This is a genomic window from Nocardia sp. NPDC051756 (assembly GCF_040681495.1).
Classification (GTDB): Bacteria; Actinomycetota; Actinomycetes; order Mycobacteriales; family Mycobacteriaceae; genus Nocardia.
Map to the genome: position 1 here is coordinate 564,421 of NZ_JBFAYV010000006.1, position 16,738 is coordinate 581,158.

Here is a 16,738-nt window from a genome sequence, read left to right on the forward strand (position 1 = left end):
CGGCTTCATCCCAGCGAAACGTGCGTGGACTCGAGGTGGCGGGTGTCGCCGAGGCGGACGACTTGGCGGTTGTGGAAGTAGTCGTCCTCGCGGAGTTCGGTGATGCTGCCGGAGGGGCCGTTGAAGCGGGCGTAGGCGAGGGCGTCGAGCGGCAGTCTGGTCCAGGAGCCCACTGCGAAGGTGATGACGCCGCCGTGGGTGACGACGATCTGGTGTTCGCAGTGGGTTTGTTCGATGGCGGCCATTGCGGTGTAGATGCGTTCGCCGAAGGCGCCCATGGTTTCCGAGCCGGGGATGCCGTCGTGGTGGCCCATTCGTTCGCCGATGGCCGGCGGGGTGATGAAGCGCTGGCGCAGCCATTCCTGGGTTCGGCCCTCGGCCTCGCCATAGGACTTCTCGCGCAGCCGGGAATCGAGGACCGGTGGCACGTGCAGCAGCTCGCCGATGACATCGGCGGCCTGGGCGGCGCGTTGCAGGTCCGAGGAGTACAGCTCGACCTCGGCGTGGGCGGGGATCGCCGCGCGCAGGGATTCGGCGATCGCGGCCGCGGCGCGCAGACCGGCGGGGGTCAGTGGCGAGTCGTACCAACCGCCCACCAATCCGTCGACGTGATGGGTCGACTCGGGGTGCGCGATGACGTACATGGTTCGCACTTCGTTTGTCCCTCTTCCTGGCACCGTCATGAGACGGGCGAATCACTGTACCTTCACGACGGTCACCCGGTAGCCGAGGCGGATCTCGCGCCCGATATGCGCTGCGCCGCTGAGGTAGAGCCAGCGGTCGGTGCCGCCGCGCGGGTCGGGCAGGAACATCGCTTGCACATGTTCGACACCGAACGGGAAGTTGCCGGAGATCGAGGTGGCGATCCCGGTCATCAGCGAGGCCTCGGCGAGCAGTTGCGGCTCGGGGCTCGCCGCGGGCAACGGTGTCGCGGTGGGGATGAAGAACCCGAACTGTTCGGGTGGGGCGCCGGAGCCTTGGACCAGCATGCCGGTGACGAACAATCGCGCGATTCCGGTGTGCACCAAGCATTCCGGCGTCAACTGCAACGGTGGAGTCGGCCGCAGCTCGAGTTGGAACGCCATGCGCCGAACTTTACGGTCACCGAACACCGCTGTCCTCACGACGATCACCAGGTGCCATCAGCGCCGCATCATCGCCCTGAGCGGTGGCCCCGTCGTCCACCGTCTGCACCAGGCACAGACGCTCGCACATTCCCAAAACACAGGCCCGCCACTGGCCCTCTTGTTGTAGCCGCCGACTGTTCGAAGCCGTCGGCGGGGTGCGTAACCCGCCCGCATCCAACAGGCGCTCTGATACGCGGATACGCGACCGGCAGCGGCAATCCCGCTCATTCACGATCGATCGCCGCCGTCGCCGGCAGGTGACGCAACATTGCGCAGGCGTCCGTTCCTATCGGCCAGCCGATCCGATCGACTGCACCCGACGGAGAAACCCACCGTCGCAGCCACATTCAAGCCCGGTGTTGCGGTCGATGCAGACATGCATCCACTGCCGAAACCTTCTCGAACCACGTTGGCGCACTGGATAATTCACCGTCTGCACCAGCGGTTCCACGTGAATCAGCGCGGGCGCGCATCCATTCCGATACCTGTCTGATGCGACGGCCGGAAGCACGCTGCGACTCGCGGATACGGCACTGCTCGTAGCCGCACTGCCGTATCCGCGGGGCACATATCCGCGGGAGAGTCGCGGCCGGCGCATCTTCGACAAGCCGTGTCGGCGACGAACAGCTTGCCGAGGGTGGCTGAGTCCCGGCCCGCCCGCTCGCACGCGGCGTCGATGCCGCCCACCTGGTCTCGCAACAGCCTGGTCTCGCAACAGGGGAACGATCTCGCGCAGCGGCCGCCTGCGGAAGTCAGGCGACCACTCTCAACTGCCCTTACCCAACGACTCCTGATAACTGGTTTCGATCTTCTCCCGCAGATGCTTTTCGGTATGCCGGATAGCCGGTCCGATGAACGCTCGGATCACCCGATCGAGAGCACGTCCAGCCAGCCCGCCGGGCACTCGATAGTCAGCGGTAGCACTGACTTCGGTCGCTACGTCGCCGACCGCCTCGAAGTCCCAGCGGATCGCGCCTTCGATACCCTTGATGGCGCGCATCGTCACCCGCGCTCCATCGATCCATTCGGTCGTGTCCGCACGCAGATGCAGCGTGGTCGGTCCGAGGTGCAGGGCGGTATCGAAGACCGCACCGACCCCGAAGGTCTGCTCCCCCACCGGAGTGAAGTGCCGGATCCCGAACATCCACTTCGGCACATTCCGATAGTCCGCGACATAGGCGAACGCGAAGCCCGCCGGTGCCGCACACGTCGCACTGTGCTCGACATGCCCCATGAATACCCCTCCGGCCGCAACGGTCCTTGCCTCCACCGTAGGCCACCTTCGTGATCTTCGCCCCGCCGAAGCCCGCTGCCCGCCAACCACTTACGCCCACCCGTGCCCTGAATCGCGGACGGGCGCGGCCAATTGCGGGAGCCGCAGAGGCCGGCACGTGAGCGGTCCCGCTAGGCGCATGAGTACCGGCCACTCGGCCCGCACGAAGACGACGCCGTGGCATGCTCGCGAACAAGCCGGGCGATGGCACCGTGGCCGGCTCATGCGCTGGAGAGCTCGGCACGAAACGCCGGTGGCAACTCGCACGCAGTCAGACGGTGAGCACGACCTTGCCCCACAGGTGACCGCCGTCGAGCAGCCGATGCGCATCGGCGACGCGGTCGAACGGGAACGTCTCCTGCACATGAACCCGGAGCTTGCCCTGCTCGACGAGCCCGACCAAACCACGCAGGCCCGCCGGATCCGGGTCGACCGCGACGCCACTGAAGCGCAGCCCCGCCGCCGCGAACCGGGCGGCGAGCGCCGGATCATCCTCGGCGACCGCCGTAACCAGGTGTCCGCCTGGGCGGAGCACCCCGAGCGACCGCTCGACGGTGTCGCCGCCGATCGTGTCGAGCACGACGTCGATATCGCGCACCACCTCGGCGAAGTCGACCGCCGTATAGTCGATCACCTCGTCGGCGCCGAACCCCGCGACGAACTCCCGCTTGCTCGCACTGGCCGTCGCGATCACGTGCGCGCCGAACGCTTTCGCGATCTGGATCGCGACATGGCCGACTCCGCCGCCACCGCCGTGGATCAGCACGCGATCACCGGCGGTCACGCCGCCGAGGTCGACCAGCGCCTGCCACGCCGTCAGCCCGACGATCGGCAACGCGGCCGCTTCGACATGCGTGAGCGCGGCCGGCTTGTGCGCCAGATGCAACGCCGGCGCCGACACGACCTCGGCGTACGCGTTGGCCGGACGCGGGAACAGCGGCATTCCGAACACTTCGTCGCCGGGCCGGAACCGCCAGGTCTGCGGCGCGTCCTCGACGACGCCGCTGATGTCCCAGCCGAGGACGAATGGCGGCCGGCCGAGCAACGGGAATTCGCCGGCCCGCAGCCGCGCCTCCAACGGGTTGAGCCCGATCGCCTCGACCCGGACCAGGACCTCGGTCGGAAGCGGTTGGGGCTCAGGCATGTCCACGATGGTGAGCACTTCGGGACCGCCGTTTTTCTGCTGGGTGATGACTCGCATGCACACCCACGCTAGGTATCCGATAGGAACCCGTAGGTACCTTAGGCGGCATGAGCGGTTTCGTTCCCGGCGATTCCTTCCTCGCCGACTGCCCGGCCCGGCTGGCGGTCGAGCTGATCGCCGACAAGTGGACGGTGGTCGTGCTCGCCGGACTCAGCAAGGGGTCGGTGCGCCACGGCGAGCTGATCGGCGGCATCTCCCGCAAGGTGCTCACCCAGACGCTGCGCCGGCTCGAATCGCACGGGCTCGTGCGCCGGCACGCCTATGCCGAGGTGCCGCCGCGGGTCGAGTACGAGCTCACCGCGCTGGGCGCGACGCTGATCGATCCGATCCACGCACTCACCGAGTGGGCCAGGGCGAACGGCGACGCGGTCCTCGACGCGCTCGACGCCCATTCCGATCCGCTCGCCCAGCCTGGCTGAACCGGTCACGTCGAGTGCCGACTCGGCCGATAGGGTCGGGTGGTGACGTGGACGGTGGGTTTCGACCTGGATATGACGCTGATCGACTCGCGACCGGGCGTCAGCCGGGCCATCGACATCTTGGCCGCGGAGTTCGAGGTGCCGGTGCGCGGCGCCGATTTCGCCGAACGGCTCGGGCCGCCGCTGGCCACCATGCTGGCCGAGGCGGGGGCGCCCGAGGAGTTGGTGCCGGCGATGGTCACCCGGTATCGCCAGCTGTATCCGGGCATCGTGTCGAGCATTCCCGCGATGCCGGGCGCGAAGGCCGCGCTGGCCGCGATCGAGGAACGTGGTGGGCGGGTGCTCGTCGTCACCGGCAAGCACGGTCCGCTCGCCCAGTTGCACATCGATGAACTCGGTTGGCGGATAGATCGTCTCGCCGGTGATCTGTGGTCGGCGGACAAAGCCATTGTGCTGAAACAGGAGCGGGCGAGTATCTACGTCGGTGATCATGTCGGTGACATGCGTGGCGCGCAGGCCGCAGGTGTCCTCGCGGTCGGCGTCACCACCGGGCCGTGCGATGCGGACGAACTCCGCGCCGCCGGTGCCGACGTGATCCTCACCGACCTCACCGAATTCCCGCGGTGGCTCGCCGGCGAACTCGGCCCGGTCGCGGACGCGGGCTGAGCGAATCTTCTCCTCGTCGAACCACTTTCACCGCACCGACCTCGGAAACTTGCACCGCGAGTTTCCGCGTCGCTAGCCTGCACACCAGCCGGCCGCGCCCGCTGCGCGCTCTGAGAGGAGAACGAATCCATGGACCGTTTCACCGACAAGGTTGCCGTGGTAACCGGAGCGGCGCAGGGCATCGGCGCGGCCACCGCAGTCAAGTTCGCCGTCGAGGGAGCCCGGGTCGCGGTGCTCGACCGCAACACCCCCGACGCCACCCTCGAACAGATCAGCCGCGCCGGCGGCACCGCCCGCGGCTACGTCTGCGACGTCACCGACCGTGACTCCGTGCAGTCGGTCTTCGAACAGATCGCCGCCGAACTCGGTGACCCGCAGATCCTGGTGAACAACGCCGGCATCACCCGCGACAACCTGTTCTTCAAACTCTCCGAGGACGACTGGAACGCCGTGCTGTCGGTCAACCTGACCGGGGTCTACCACTGCTCGCAGGCCGCGCAGAAGTACATGGTCGCCCAGCGCTACGGAAAGATCGTCTCCCTGTCGAGCCGCTCGGCCCTCGGCAACCGCGGCCAAGCCAACTACGCCGCCGCCAAAGCCGGCATCCAGGGCCTGACCGCCACCCTCGCCATCGAACTCGGCCAGTACAACATCAACGTCAACGCCGTCGCCCCCGGCTACATCGCCACCGCGATGACCGACGCCACCGCCGAACGCGTCGGCATGTCCCCCGAAGACCTGCAACACTCCGTCGCCGAACGCACCCCCCTCGGCCGCGTCGGCCAACCCGACGAGGTCGCCGCCGTCATCGCCTTCCTCGCCAGCGACGAAGCGTCCTACGTCAGCGGCCAAACCCTCTACGTCAACGGCGGCGCCCGCTGAACGACCGCGGCGAACTGCGAGTAACGCCACCATCACGTCCCGGCGACTCGCAATCACCTACAGCCGCACCCTCTTTCGGGATCCACACTCGCTCTGGGGCCCTATTTTGGGTGCAGATCCCGAAAGAGGGTGCGGATCCGACTGCCTGCACGGCACGGGCCGCCGGCAGGTCCCTGTCACTACCTCACCACGGCAGACGACCTTCACGATCGAAGTAGCCACCGGTCGGTCCGTCGGGGCCGAGGGTGGCGAGGTGGACGATGGCGTCGGTGCCTTCGGTGCGGGTTTGGTAGCCGGCGTGGGCGTTGAAATCGGTTGCGGTGTAACCGGGGTCGGCGGCGTTGACCTTGATGCCGGGCAGCGCTCGCGCGTATTGCGAGGTGATCATGTTCAGGGCCGTCTTGGACGAGGTGTAGGGCAGGTTCACCATGGTGGATTCGAGGCGCTTCGGGTCCGAGGTGATGGTCAGCGAACCCATTCCGCTCGACACCATCACGATGCGCGGCTGCTCCGCGGCGCGCAGCAGCGGCAGGAACGCGTGGGTCAGCTGGACCGGGGCGAAGACGTTGGTCTCGTAGACCTCGCGCAAGTGCGCGGCCTGGATCTGATCCGGCGCATCAGCGAATCCGCCGGAGATGCCCGCGTTGTTGACGAGCACGTCCAACCGTCCGGCGCGTTCGCGAATCGTGTCGACCGCCGCGGTGATCGAATCGGCGGAGATGACATCGAGGTGGACGAATTCGACGTTCAACCCCTGCTCGCCGAACTCGGCCGCCGCCTGCTTGCCGCGGTCTGCGTCGCGGGCGCCCAGGAAGACCTGCCAGCCCAGCTCGCCGAGCCTGCGCACCGTTTCGTGGCCGAGCCCCTTGTTGGCTCCGGTCACCAGAGCCGTTGTCGTTGCGTTCATGCACCCAGCCTCGCCCCGGCCGCCGTCGCCGGGAAGGGCCGGTATGTCCTGGGACCGGTGGTACCACCCCCGGCCCGCGCGACTGCGGGATGATCGAGGGATGGACCGTTCGGAACTCGCGGCGCTGCTGCGGCAGGCGCGCACCCGCATCCAGCCGCGCGACGTCGGCCTCCCCGCAGGCCCGCGCCGGCAGGTGCCCGGACTGCGCCGCGAAGAGGTCGCCCAGCTGGCCGGGGTCAGCGTCGACTACATCGTGCGCCTCGAACAAGGCCGCGGCCCGCATCCCTCGACCGCCGTCCTCGCCGCCCTGGCCCGCGCCCTGCGCTTGCACGACGACGACCGCGACCTGCTGTTCCGGCTCGCCGGATCCGCACCACCACAAGCCGGCCGGATCGCCCAGGTGGTCCGCCCGAGCGTGCTGCGCCTGCTCGACCGCATGTCTGACCTGCCCACCCTGGTGATGTCCGCGAAAGGCGACATCCTGGCCTGGAATTCGATGGCGACCGCGCTGCTCGGCGACTTCTCCGCCTGGCCACCGGCGCGGCGCAACATCATCTGGCAGTGCTTCCTCGGCGAGGAGGCGAGCCGGGTGCGGTTCAACCCCGAAGAGTTCCGGATGGTCGCCGCCTTCGGTGTCGGTACGCTGCGCAGCGCCAAAGCTCGATACCCGGATGATCCCGAACTCGACCGCCTGATCGCCGAACTACGTTCCCGCAGCACCGATTTCGAACAACTCTGGAACGAACGCCCGTCCGCGCAATGGCGCAGCGCCACCAAAACCATCGCCCACCCCGAACTCGGCCTGCTCGTCCTGGAATGCGACACCCTGCTCGTTCCCGACGCCGACCAATCCGTCGTCGTCTACTCCGCCGCCCCCGACACCCCCGCCGCCTCGGCCCTGGACCTGCTCCGCATCACCGGCACCCAGCAATTCAGCGACCACGCTTGAAGCACTCAGCCGCACCGCTTGCATTCGATGGGTGAATCCGAATCATCCCAGCTCACAGACCTAGGCCGAGCCGCCCGGTCAACGCCTCGGCGTGAGCGGCGCTACCCGACCGGAAGGCTTGCCTCGCATGGGCGGTACACCGAGCGAGGCCGGGACAGCGCAGAGGCCCGGTCGATGCGGACCGGGCCCCACTGCACGGAACCTACTTCTTGTCTCCGACCAGCCCGTACTCCTCGAGCATGACGCCGATCTCGGTCGACTCCAGTTTCTTCATCAACTTCTTGCGCACGATCTCCGGACCCGGAATGTGCAGTTCGTCGCCGTCGCGTAGTCGGCTCGTCGCGGCCAGCAGCTTGCGCACATCGAAGGTCGAGTTGTACACCTCCGGCACCCCGCGCTCGATACCGAGCAGCTGATAACTCGCCTCCATCGCCGTGCGCACCGAATACTCGGTGGTGAAGATGCAGTCGCGGGTCGACTCGGCGAACTGGCCGATGAACGCGAAGTTCACCGCGCCCTCGGGCACCACATTCGGGCGATCGCCGGCCTTGCGCGGCATGAAGAACGCCGTCACATACGGCATCATCACCGGCACGCATTTCGCCGAATTCGCCGCCAGCTCAGCGATTTCCGCCTCCGGCACGCCCATGTGGTACAGCCACTCCCTGGTGATCTCCTCGCCGGTGCATTCGCTCATCGGCTTCTTCACGTAATCGCCGGGCACGTCGACGAACAGCGAGTAGATCCAGACCACGATCTGATCCTTCGGCTGCTGCTTGAAATGCGGCTGCCGATTCACCGTCCAGCTCATCAGCCAGCTCGAATCCCGCACGGTCACGATGCCGCCGGTGACGACCTTGCCGGAGAACGGATCCCGCTTACAGATCTTCTGGATATAACCCGGGATCTTCTCATCGAGGGTGGTGACGGTCGCCGACTCCCATTTCGTTTCCTCGATATGCCCGCCGAACACATCCGGATGCCCGAACGCCGGATCCTTGGCCGCGATCCGCCGCCACAGGTCCCACGCCGGGGCCGGGCCGTCGAGCAGTTTCGCCGGGGTGTGGTGATCGCCGTCGTCGGAGTTCTCCGTCAGCGAGCCGATCGTGGTGAACACCAGATCGTTTTCACTCAGATCCACACTGCCCTCGGTGCCTTCGGACACCCAGTGAATCCTGGTGGCCTGCTTGCGGTCACCGGTGAGGTCGAAGTCGATATCGGTGATCTCGGTATCGAACCGGAAACTCACCCCCTGATCGAGCAGCCACCGATACAGCGGCAACACCAGCGACTCGTACTGGTTGTACTTGGTGAACTTCAGTGCCGAGAAGTCCGGCAGCCCGCCGATGTGGTGGATGAAGCGATGCAGATACAACTTCATCTCCAGCGCGCTGTGCCATTCCTCGAACGCGAACATCGTCCGCCAGTACATCCAGAAATTGCTCTGCAAGAAGTCCTCACCGAAGACCTCGTCGATCCGCTTGTTCTCCATCTCCTCCGGCGCGGCCAGGAACACCTTGACCATGTCCTTCTGCGCCTTGTTGCTCAGCGTGAACAAGCCGTCGGTGTGCGCGTCCTGACCACGTTTCTCGGTCGCGCGCTGCAACGAGGAATTCGGATCGTCCTTGTTCAGCCAATAGAACTCGTCGAGCACGCTGGCCCCGTCGATCTCGATCGAGGGCACCGAGCGGAACAGATCCCACAGGCATTCGAAATGGTTCTCCATCTCGCGCCCGCCGCGGATCACGAAGCCCTTCTTCGGCTCCTTGATGCCGTCGAGCGCACCGCCGGGCAGCTTCAACCGCTCGAACACGGTGATCTGATCACCCGACATCTGCCCGTCGCGGATCAGGAATGCCGCACCCGACATCGAGGCCAGCCCCGCCCCGACGAACCACGCCGTCTTGTTCTGCACACCCTCCGGTTTGCGTGGTCGGGCGAAGGCCTCGTAGTTGCCGCTGCTGTAGTACATGTGACTCCTCTCCTCGTGCTGGTTCGGAATGCCCTGCCGCACTTGTGATTACGAGTACTTGTAGAAACCTTCACCGCTGGACACGCCGAGCTTGCCCTGGTCGATGTAGTTGTCCTTGAGCCACGCGGCCAGCTTCTTGCCGTCGGCGTCGCTGTTGACCAGGATGTTGTAGGGGGTCTTGAGACCGATCACGTCGATCATCTGGAACGGGCCGAACGGGGCGCCGGTGGCGATGCGCCAGGTCTTGTCGACCGACTCCGGGTCGGCGTAACCGCCCGCGCTCAGCCCCATCGCCGCGTTCAGCAGCGGCACGAGCAGCGAGTTGACCACGTAACCGGCCTTCTCCTTGTGCAATTCGATCGGGACCATGCCGATCGCGTCGGCGAACTCGGCGACCGCGTGGAAGACCTCCGGATCGGTGTCCTTGGTGCCCATCACCTCGGCGGTGTTGTAGCGCCACACGTCGTTGGCGAAATGCAGGGCCAGGAAACGGTCGGGACGGCCGGTGGCGTCCTTCAGATCACTGGGCAGCAGGGTCGAGGAGTTGGTCGCGAAGATGGTGCGCTGCGGGGCCTGCTCGGCCAGCTTCCGGTAGGTCTCCTGCTTGATCTTCAGCACCTCGGGGACCGCCTCGATGACGAGGTCGGCGTCCTTCACCGCTTCGGCGAGATCGGCGGTCGTCACGATGGAATCGGCGGCCTTCTCGGCCTTGCCGTCACCGGCGCCCTCGACCTCGTCGCGGTAGATCGCGACCAGTTTGGTGAAACGATCGTGCGCGGCCTTCAGCGCGTCGTCATTGATGTCGTAGGCGGTGACCTCGAAGCCGTGGAACGCGGTCTGGAATGCGATCTGCGAACCGAGCACACCGGTGCCGAGGACGGTCACCTTGCGGATGGTCATGATGATTTCCTTCCTGCCGGAGGCGAGGTTCGCCCCTCGGCGTCCACATCACTGGATCGAGGCGAAGAAACCCGCGACGATCTGGGCGATCTGGTCACGCAGGTCATCGGTCGCGTCGCGGCCGGGATGCGCGCCCGTCGATGGTTGAGCGAGGATGAGATGCAGCACAGCGAACACGCTGCGGCCGGTCAGCAATGCGCGGGCGAACAGATCCTGCTGGTCCGCTTCGCCGGCTGAGACTGCCGCGGTGAGCCGTTCGGCGATCATCGACTCCAGCCGTGCGACCAAGGCGAGACCTTCGGCGCGGTACTGCTCGGTCGGTGCGCCGAACAGCAACTCACGCTGATAAGCCACCGTGTTCTCCACGCGGGTGGCCGCGGCGTCGACGATCGGGGCCACCATGGCCAGCACCGCCTGCGCCGGATCGTTTTCCGAACGGGATTCCTGTTCACCCTGTTCCAGGGCGGTACGGAATTCCTCGTTGTAGACCATCAGCAGCAGCTCGCCCTTGGACGACGCGTACCGGAACAACGTCCCGGCCGCCACATCCGCGCGATCGGAGATCTGCTGAGTGGTCACGCTGTCGAACCCACGCTCGGCGAACAACGCCGCCGCGGCCTCGAAAATCCGGGACTGCTTGTCCCGCATGTTGCGCAGCCGGCGGCCGGCTTGCACCGCCTCGGGCGTGGTCATCATTCCCAGCACCTCCCAATAATGAGTGGACTCATTTCTGAGCGTACTCCTAGTTACTCAGGAGGCAACCCCTGGCTGCGAGATACCCACTCCGGGCCTGATCACCGCCGGAAACCAGGGCGGGAATCGGGCGGCCGCTCAATGCGATCGACGGTGTCGGACCTACGGCGGGAGTCGCACTGCGGCATCTGGTTGCGTACGGGCGAGGCGCATGCCGTGGTGATCCGATCGATGCGCAACTGGCTCACCCGAGTGCGCCGAGGCAGACGGCAGTCAGAGGGCTTGTCCGAGATTCAGTGATCCACTGCGAAGGTTCCGGCGACCGCCCACTCGGCCACCGGTCGAGCCGGAATCGTTGGGGCAGTGGGTGATTGGCGCGTCCCGGGCGTTGCAACGAAGAAGGTCGTACGTGATGGCGTTGACGGCGGCCGGGGTTTCGATTCGCGCAGCCGGCGTGCGGAGCTCTTTCCAGTATTGCGTTCAACGCAATACATATGTGCAAACCATGCACTGGACATCAAGCGGATCACGTTCGAGACTGAGTTCATGACGGACGGAACCGCAGTTCCCTTGGCCTGAAACCAAAGTCGACTCGGCCCCCGGCAGGTTGCCCGAATCGAGCCGCACCGCCCTTCTCTCCGGCCCGCTGCCTGCGCAGTAGCCGACCAGCCGATAACAGGAGCGAACGACCCATGCCCAGAACCGTGCGACCGACCGCCTACGGAACACCGGACGTCCTCGCGATCATCGAGACGCCGATGCCGCGGCCGGCCGCCGACGGTGTCGTCGTGCAGGTCCGCGCGGCCGGGGTCAACCCGATCGACTGGAAGCTCTACAGCGGCGCCTTCCACACCGTGGCCGACAAGCACAAGGACTCGGCCGGGCTCGCGGAGACGATGCCACGGCTCGGCCTGGAATGCGCCGGAGTCGTCACCGCGATCGGCGCGGACGTGACCGATGCCCGCATCGGCGACGAGGTGATCGTCTACCCGGTCGCCGGCGCCTACGCCGATTACGTCACCGCGCCCGCCACCTCGCTGATCCCCAAGCCGGCCGGTCTGGGCTGGCCCGAGGCCGGTTCGTTGATCCTCGCCGGGGCAACCGCGATGCACGCCCTGCACGCCACCACTGTCGGCCAGGGCGACACCGTGCTCATCCACGGCGGCTCCGGCGGCGTCGGACTGCTGGCCGTGCAGCTGGCCGCGGCCGCCGGCGCGACCGTCATCGCCACCGCCGCCGAACGCAACCACGACCTGCTGCGCGAACTCGACGCCCTCCCCGTGAACTACGGCCCCGGCCTGCTCGACCGCGTCCGCGCCGCCGCACCCGACGGCGTCACCGCCGCGATCGACTGCGCCGGCAGCGACGAAGCACTCGACACCTCACTGGAATTGGTCACCGACCGCCGCCGCATCGCCTCGATCACCGGCACCGACCGCCGCGCCGCCGCAGGCATCAAGGTCATCGGCAACGGACCCGGCCAAGACGCGGGCGCCGAATACCGCAACACCATCCGGTCCGAGCTGGCAGCCCGCGCGGCATCAGGTGAACTGCGCGTCCTGATCGACAGCATCTACCCCCTCGACGAAGCCGCACAGGCCCACAAGGCCGGCATCGCAGGCCACACACCCGGCAAGCTCGTGCTGGTCCCTTAACCGGGTTCGGCATGAACCGGATTCGGCATAACCGGGTTCGGCACCGGACATCGAGCCCACCGACCGGCACGATCGAGATCTTCTCCGAAACCATCGCCGGCTTGGGGTGGCGATTTCGGCGGATTGGCTGAACTCGCCGGCGTCGAGTTGGTGACTGCCGTGCGCGTCATCAAGCTGCCACCAATCCGTCGGCGCATTAACAGCGGCTGGGTTCGCGGCATCGCTCTGGCAGTTTGTGCGCCAATCCAATACACCAGAAGCACCTTCGACCGTTGCTGCCACGGGGCAGCGCAGTGTGGCCGTGCGAGGCAATATCACCTGCTCCATCAGCACCGGAGACACCCGAAGCGCAGCCCCGCCAGCAGATCCCGCCGCTGCGCGGGACGCGCCGGTAGCGGGAGCCGTGACGGTGGCCGCTGCCGCCGATGACCCGTTGCGGCCCGGCGAGAATCACGGCACATCACACCCGCCGCGTAAGGGATCCGCACGCTGCTCCTCGATCTTCACGGTTCAGTGTGGAGGTACGCCACCATGTCTGATGCCGTGCAAGTCCCGCTCGGGATGATCGAGCGGAACGCCGCTTGCCACCGAAGCGGTGATGCAGGAGATGAAGCCGACAGCAGAAAGACGTATCGGGTGTGCGGCGGCGACGTCCGGAGTTGGTGCCGACGAGCAGGAAACGGTGTGCGACTCCGTTCACCGCAGCCGCACACCTTCTGACATCCGCACGCGTGTCAGCGCGGCGAGTCTGTATGCGGGAAATCAGAAGGTGTGCGGCTGCCTGCTCGCTGTGTCCGTGCGCTCTGACGTCTGCGTCCTCGTCGCTGGACCCGAATCGGTGGACCCGAATCGGTGGGGATCGCCGCGGAGCCTGACACTCCCACTGCCGGTCACGGGCCGTCCCCGGAGAGGCCCGCGACCGACAGTGGCGATCTCCGCTATGCCGCTTTGTATTTGCGCAGGTACTCACCGGTCAACGAGACCGGGTCTTCGAGGAGTGCGGCGGGGGTTCCGGTGAACACGATTTCTCCGCCTGCTTTGCCGCCGTCGGGGCCGAGGTCGATGACCCAGTCGGAGTGGGCGACGACGTCGAGGTTGTGTTCGATGACGATCACGGTGTTGCCACGTTCGACCAGCCCGTCCAACAGCGCCAGCAGAGTGTCGACATCGGACATGTGCAGACCCGTCGTCGGTTCGTCGAGCACATAGACCGAACCGGTATTGCCCAGCTGGGTGGCGAGTTTGATCCGCTGACGCTCACCACCGGACAACGTGCTCATCGCCTGGCCGAGGCTCAGGTAGTCCAGGCCGACCTCGTTCATGGTGCGCAACTTGGCATTGAGTGCCTTCTCCGGGAAGAACGCCAGCGCTTCCTCCGCGGTCATCTCCAGCACGTCGGCGATCGACTTGCCGCGCAAGGTGAGTGCGAGCACGTCATCGGAGAAGCGGCGCCCGTCGCAGGCATCGCAGTGGGTGGTGACCGGGTCCATGTAGGCGATCTCGGTGATGATCACCCCGCGGCCCTCGCACTGCTTGCACGCACCGGCGGAGTTGAAACTGAACAGCCCCGTCGACTCACCGGTCGCCTTGGCGAACAGTTTGCGGATGGGATCCATCAACCCCAGATACGTCGCCGGCGTGGACCGCGAAGACGCGCCGATGGCCGACTGGTCGACGAAGATCGCCTCCGGATGCTCGACCACGAACACATCCCGGATCAGGCTGCTCTTGCCCGAGCCCGCCACCCCGGTGATCGAGGTCAGCACCCCGGTCGGAATCGCTACGCTCACGTCCTTGAGGTTGTGCACGCTCGCCTGCTCGATCAGCAGCTCACCCGTGCCCGCCCGGAAGGTGTCCTTCACCGCGAACTGCCGCCGCAACCCGGCCCCGGTCGGCGTATCGGCCGCCAGCAACTGCGCGAAACTGCCCTCGAACACCACCTGCCCGCCGTGCAGCCCGGCCCGCGGCCCGACATCGACGATGTGATCGGCGATCTGGATGACATCGGGATCGTGCTCGACCACCAGCACCGTGTTCCCCTTGTCCCGCAACGCCTTCAGCAGATCGTTCAACCGCCCCACATCCCGCGGATGCAACCCGACGCTGGGTTCGTCGAAAATGTAGGTCATCCCGATCAGCGTGCTCGACAGATGCTTGATCATCTTCAACCGCTGCCCCTCACCGCCGGACAACGTCGAGGTCGGCCGGTCCAAGCTCAGGTAGCCCAGCCCGATATCGGTCACCCGCTGCAGCGAGGTCCGGATCGCGGCGGCCAGCCCGGCCGCGGCCGGATCGGTGATCTCGTCGAGTACCACCATCAGATCGGTGATCTGCAACCCGGCCCAGTCGGCGATATTGCGGTCGTTGATCTTCGTGGCCAGCGCCTCGGCGTTCAACCGGGCCCCGTGACAGGTCGGGCAGATGCCCTCGGTCAGGAACTGGCGTATCTGCTCGCGGGTCTTCTCGCTCAACGCGGAGGTGTCGCGTTGCAGCCGCGTGCGGGTGAACTTCGCGGCGATCCCCTCGTAGTTCGCCTTCCACGTCCCCTTCGCGAAGGCCAGCTCCACCTTGCCGCCGGCCCCGTAGAGCAGATCCTGCAACTCCACCGCGGAGTAGTCCGCGATCTTCTTGTCCGGATCGAAGCGCCCCGAACTGCCGTACATCTGCCATTCGCCGCCGCCCACGCCGTATCCGGGCAACAGGATCGCGCCCTCGTTGAGCGATTTGGTCCGATCCAGCAGCCGATCCGGATCCGCGCGCACGGTGATGCCCAGGCCGTCGCAGTCCGGGCACATCCCCTGCGGCACATTGAACGAGTAGTTGTAGACGAAACCGGCCGAGGGCGAACCGAATCGGGCGAACATCGCCCGCACCATGGAGAAGATGTCGGTCATCGTGCCGACCGTCGAACGCGGCCCGCCGCCGACCGGCTGCTGATCGATGATCACCGGCGCGGTCAGATTCTCCATCGCCTCGGCATGCGGACGCTCATAGCGCGGCAGGAAGTTCAGGATGAACGCCGGGAACGTCGCGTAGAGCTGGCGCTGCGACTCCACCGCGATCGTGTCGAACACGATCGAGGACTTGCCCGAACCGGACACCCCGGTGAACACCGTGATCTTGTTCTTGGGAATCTCCAGCGACACATTGCGCAGGTTGTGCTCGCTGGCACCGAGGACTCGGATGACATCGGCGGGAACGGTGGATTCGGCGAAAGACATACGGACACCATGCCATCCGATACCGACAAAATACCCACGGTATTGTGATGCAGATCACATTGTTTCGGCCTCTGACCTGCACACGCCACGCCGGACCCCCGCCGACGCAAATCTGTCCAGGTCTCGCTCGCGAAACCCGCTCGCGATACAGTCGAACCATGCCGTCGCGGGAGCAGAAAACACGGAAAGTCACCGTCACGCTGCCCGAAGAACTGCTCGCGACCCTGGAAGCCTGGCGCGGGAACGGTCGCATCGAGTCGGTGTCGGCGTTCGTCGCCGAAGCCGTGCAGGCGCGCATCAACCGCACCCAATCGCTGGCCAAGCTCGAACAGGTCCTCGGCGGGCGCCCGCCGCTGGATCTGATCAACCGGGCGCGCGCCGCGCAGGGCTTACCCCCGTTATCCGAGGAAGAGGCAGGCGGACCGCACGCCGGCGCCGCGTGATCACCGCGGCGCTGGGCGGTGTCGTATTCGACACCGCCGCCGTCATCGGATTCGCCAACCAAGCCAACTACGCCCAGGCCGTGGTCTGGGCAACGGTCAACGCGGGCAACACGATCGTCGTACCCGCCACCGTCCTCGGCGTCGCCCGCGCCCACATCCCCGCCGACCGCCTCGACATCCTCGAGGCGCTGCTCGAACTACCGCACACCATCGTCCCGATCCTGGACCGCGCCGCCGCCGAACGCCTCGGCACCGCCCTCACCGGCACCGCCAACGCCGAAGCACTACTGCCGGCAAGTCAAGCGACCCACGAAGCAATCACCCGCGACTGGCCATGCCTGACCGCGCGCCCGAAGAAACTGCGCCAACTCGACGCGCGCGTAATCATCGACCCGTTGCCCTGATACCTATGCCGTCGGCCGACCCT

At 66.5% G+C, this 16,738-nt stretch carries 16 protein-coding genes; 7 read left to right on the forward strand and 9 right to left on the reverse strand.

Annotation, left to right across the window (positions count from 1 at the left end; genetic code table 11):
* Positions 1–5 precede the first annotated feature (5 nt).
* From AB0M22_RS28735 to AB0M22_RS28750, 4 genes are all read right to left on the reverse strand, one after another.
* Entirely contained in the window at positions 6–644 is a 639-nt protein-coding gene (locus AB0M22_RS28735) for a histidine phosphatase family protein (protein ID WP_364734036.1), read from the reverse strand.
* Between the two features lie 51 nt (positions 645–695).
* Complete coding sequence (locus AB0M22_RS28740) at positions 696–1,085, reverse strand: hypothetical protein (protein ID WP_364733264.1); 390 nt, start codon at positions 1,083–1,085, stop codon at positions 696–698.
* Positions 1,086–1,893: 808 nt separating this feature from the next.
* Positions 1,894–2,397 (reverse strand): SRPBCC family protein, encoded by a 504-nt coding sequence (locus AB0M22_RS28745; protein WP_364733266.1) that lies wholly within the window; start codon positions 2,395–2,397, stop codon positions 1,894–1,896.
* 274 nt (positions 2,398–2,671) lie between these two features.
* Positions 2,672–3,601 (reverse strand): NADP-dependent oxidoreductase, encoded by a 930-nt coding sequence (locus AB0M22_RS28750; protein ID WP_364733268.1) that lies wholly within the window; start codon positions 3,599–3,601, stop codon positions 2,672–2,674.
* Positions 3,602–3,651: 50 nt separating this feature from the next.
* Between AB0M22_RS28750 and AB0M22_RS28755 the strand changes: the two genes are divergently transcribed.
* The 3 genes from AB0M22_RS28755 to fabG all read left to right on the forward strand — a co-directional run bounded on the left by AB0M22_RS28755 (position 3,652) and on the right by fabG (position 5,571).
* Positions 3,652–4,023, forward strand: a complete 372-nt coding sequence (locus tag AB0M22_RS28755; protein ID WP_364733271.1) for a helix-turn-helix domain-containing protein — start codon at positions 3,652–3,654, stop codon at positions 4,021–4,023.
* A 42-nt stretch (positions 4,024–4,065) separates the two neighbouring features.
* Positions 4,066–4,689: an HAD family hydrolase gene (locus tag AB0M22_RS28760; protein WP_364733274.1), complete on the forward strand. Its 624-nt coding sequence runs from the start codon at positions 4,066–4,068 to the stop codon at positions 4,687–4,689.
* Positions 4,690–4,818: 129 nt separating this feature from the next.
* Positions 4,819–5,571 carry a 3-oxoacyl-ACP reductase FabG gene (gene fabG, locus AB0M22_RS28765; RefSeq protein WP_364733276.1) on the forward strand — a complete coding sequence of 251 codons (753 nt, stop codon included), beginning with the start codon at positions 4,819–4,821 and terminating at the stop codon, positions 5,569–5,571.
* Between the two features lie 184 nt (positions 5,572–5,755).
* On the opposite strand, the gene AB0M22_RS28770 is transcribed toward fabG, so the two are convergent.
* A complete protein-coding gene (locus AB0M22_RS28770) occupies positions 5,756–6,478 on the reverse strand; it encodes an SDR family oxidoreductase (RefSeq protein ID WP_364733279.1) in 723 nt (240 codons plus the stop codon).
* A 100-nt stretch (positions 6,479–6,578) separates the two neighbouring features.
* Here AB0M22_RS28770 and AB0M22_RS28775 point away from each other — a divergent pair, with 100 nt between their 5' ends.
* Entirely contained in the window at positions 6,579–7,427 is an 849-nt protein-coding gene (locus tag AB0M22_RS28775) for a helix-turn-helix transcriptional regulator (protein ID WP_364733281.1), read from the forward strand.
* Positions 7,428–7,629: 202 nt separating this feature from the next.
* On the opposite strand, the gene AB0M22_RS28780 is transcribed toward AB0M22_RS28775, so the two are convergent.
* From AB0M22_RS28780 to AB0M22_RS28790, 3 genes are read right to left on the reverse strand one after another with little or no spacing between them, the layout of a single operon-like run.
* Positions 7,630–9,399 (reverse strand): oleate hydratase, encoded by a 1,770-nt coding sequence (locus AB0M22_RS28780; RefSeq protein WP_364733284.1) that lies wholly within the window; start codon positions 9,397–9,399, stop codon positions 7,630–7,632.
* A gap of 48 nt (positions 9,400–9,447) precedes the next feature.
* Positions 9,448–10,299, reverse strand: a complete 852-nt coding sequence (locus AB0M22_RS28785) for a 3-hydroxyacyl-CoA dehydrogenase (protein WP_364733287.1) — start codon at positions 10,297–10,299, stop codon at positions 9,448–9,450.
* A 48-nt stretch (positions 10,300–10,347) separates the two neighbouring features.
* Entirely contained in the window at positions 10,348–10,995 is a 648-nt protein-coding gene (locus tag AB0M22_RS28790; RefSeq protein ID WP_364733290.1) for a TetR/AcrR family transcriptional regulator, read from the reverse strand.
* A gap of 689 nt (positions 10,996–11,684) precedes the next feature.
* Here AB0M22_RS28790 and AB0M22_RS28795 point away from each other — a divergent pair.
* Positions 11,685–12,647, forward strand: a complete 963-nt coding sequence (locus AB0M22_RS28795) for an NADP-dependent oxidoreductase (RefSeq protein ID WP_364733292.1) — start codon at positions 11,685–11,687, stop codon at positions 12,645–12,647.
* A 938-nt stretch (positions 12,648–13,585) separates the two neighbouring features.
* Here the strand turns inward: AB0M22_RS28795 and AB0M22_RS28800 are convergent.
* Positions 13,586–15,868, reverse strand: a complete 2,283-nt coding sequence (locus tag AB0M22_RS28800; RefSeq protein WP_364733294.1) for an excinuclease ABC subunit UvrA — start codon at positions 15,866–15,868, stop codon at positions 13,586–13,588.
* 158 nt (positions 15,869–16,026) lie between these two features.
* On the opposite strand from AB0M22_RS28800, the gene AB0M22_RS28805 reads away from it, so the two are divergent.
* Together AB0M22_RS28805 and AB0M22_RS28810 are read left to right on the forward strand one after the other, a co-directional pair.
* Complete coding sequence (locus tag AB0M22_RS28805; protein ID WP_364733297.1) at positions 16,027–16,311, forward strand: ribbon-helix-helix domain-containing protein; 285 nt, start codon at positions 16,027–16,029, stop codon at positions 16,309–16,311.
* Complete coding sequence (locus AB0M22_RS28810) at positions 16,308–16,715, forward strand: hypothetical protein (RefSeq protein WP_364733300.1); 408 nt, start codon at positions 16,308–16,310, stop codon at positions 16,713–16,715. The genes AB0M22_RS28805 and AB0M22_RS28810 overlap by 4 nt, the downstream gene beginning before the upstream one ends.
* The last annotated feature ends 23 nt before the right edge of the window (positions 16,716–16,738 follow it).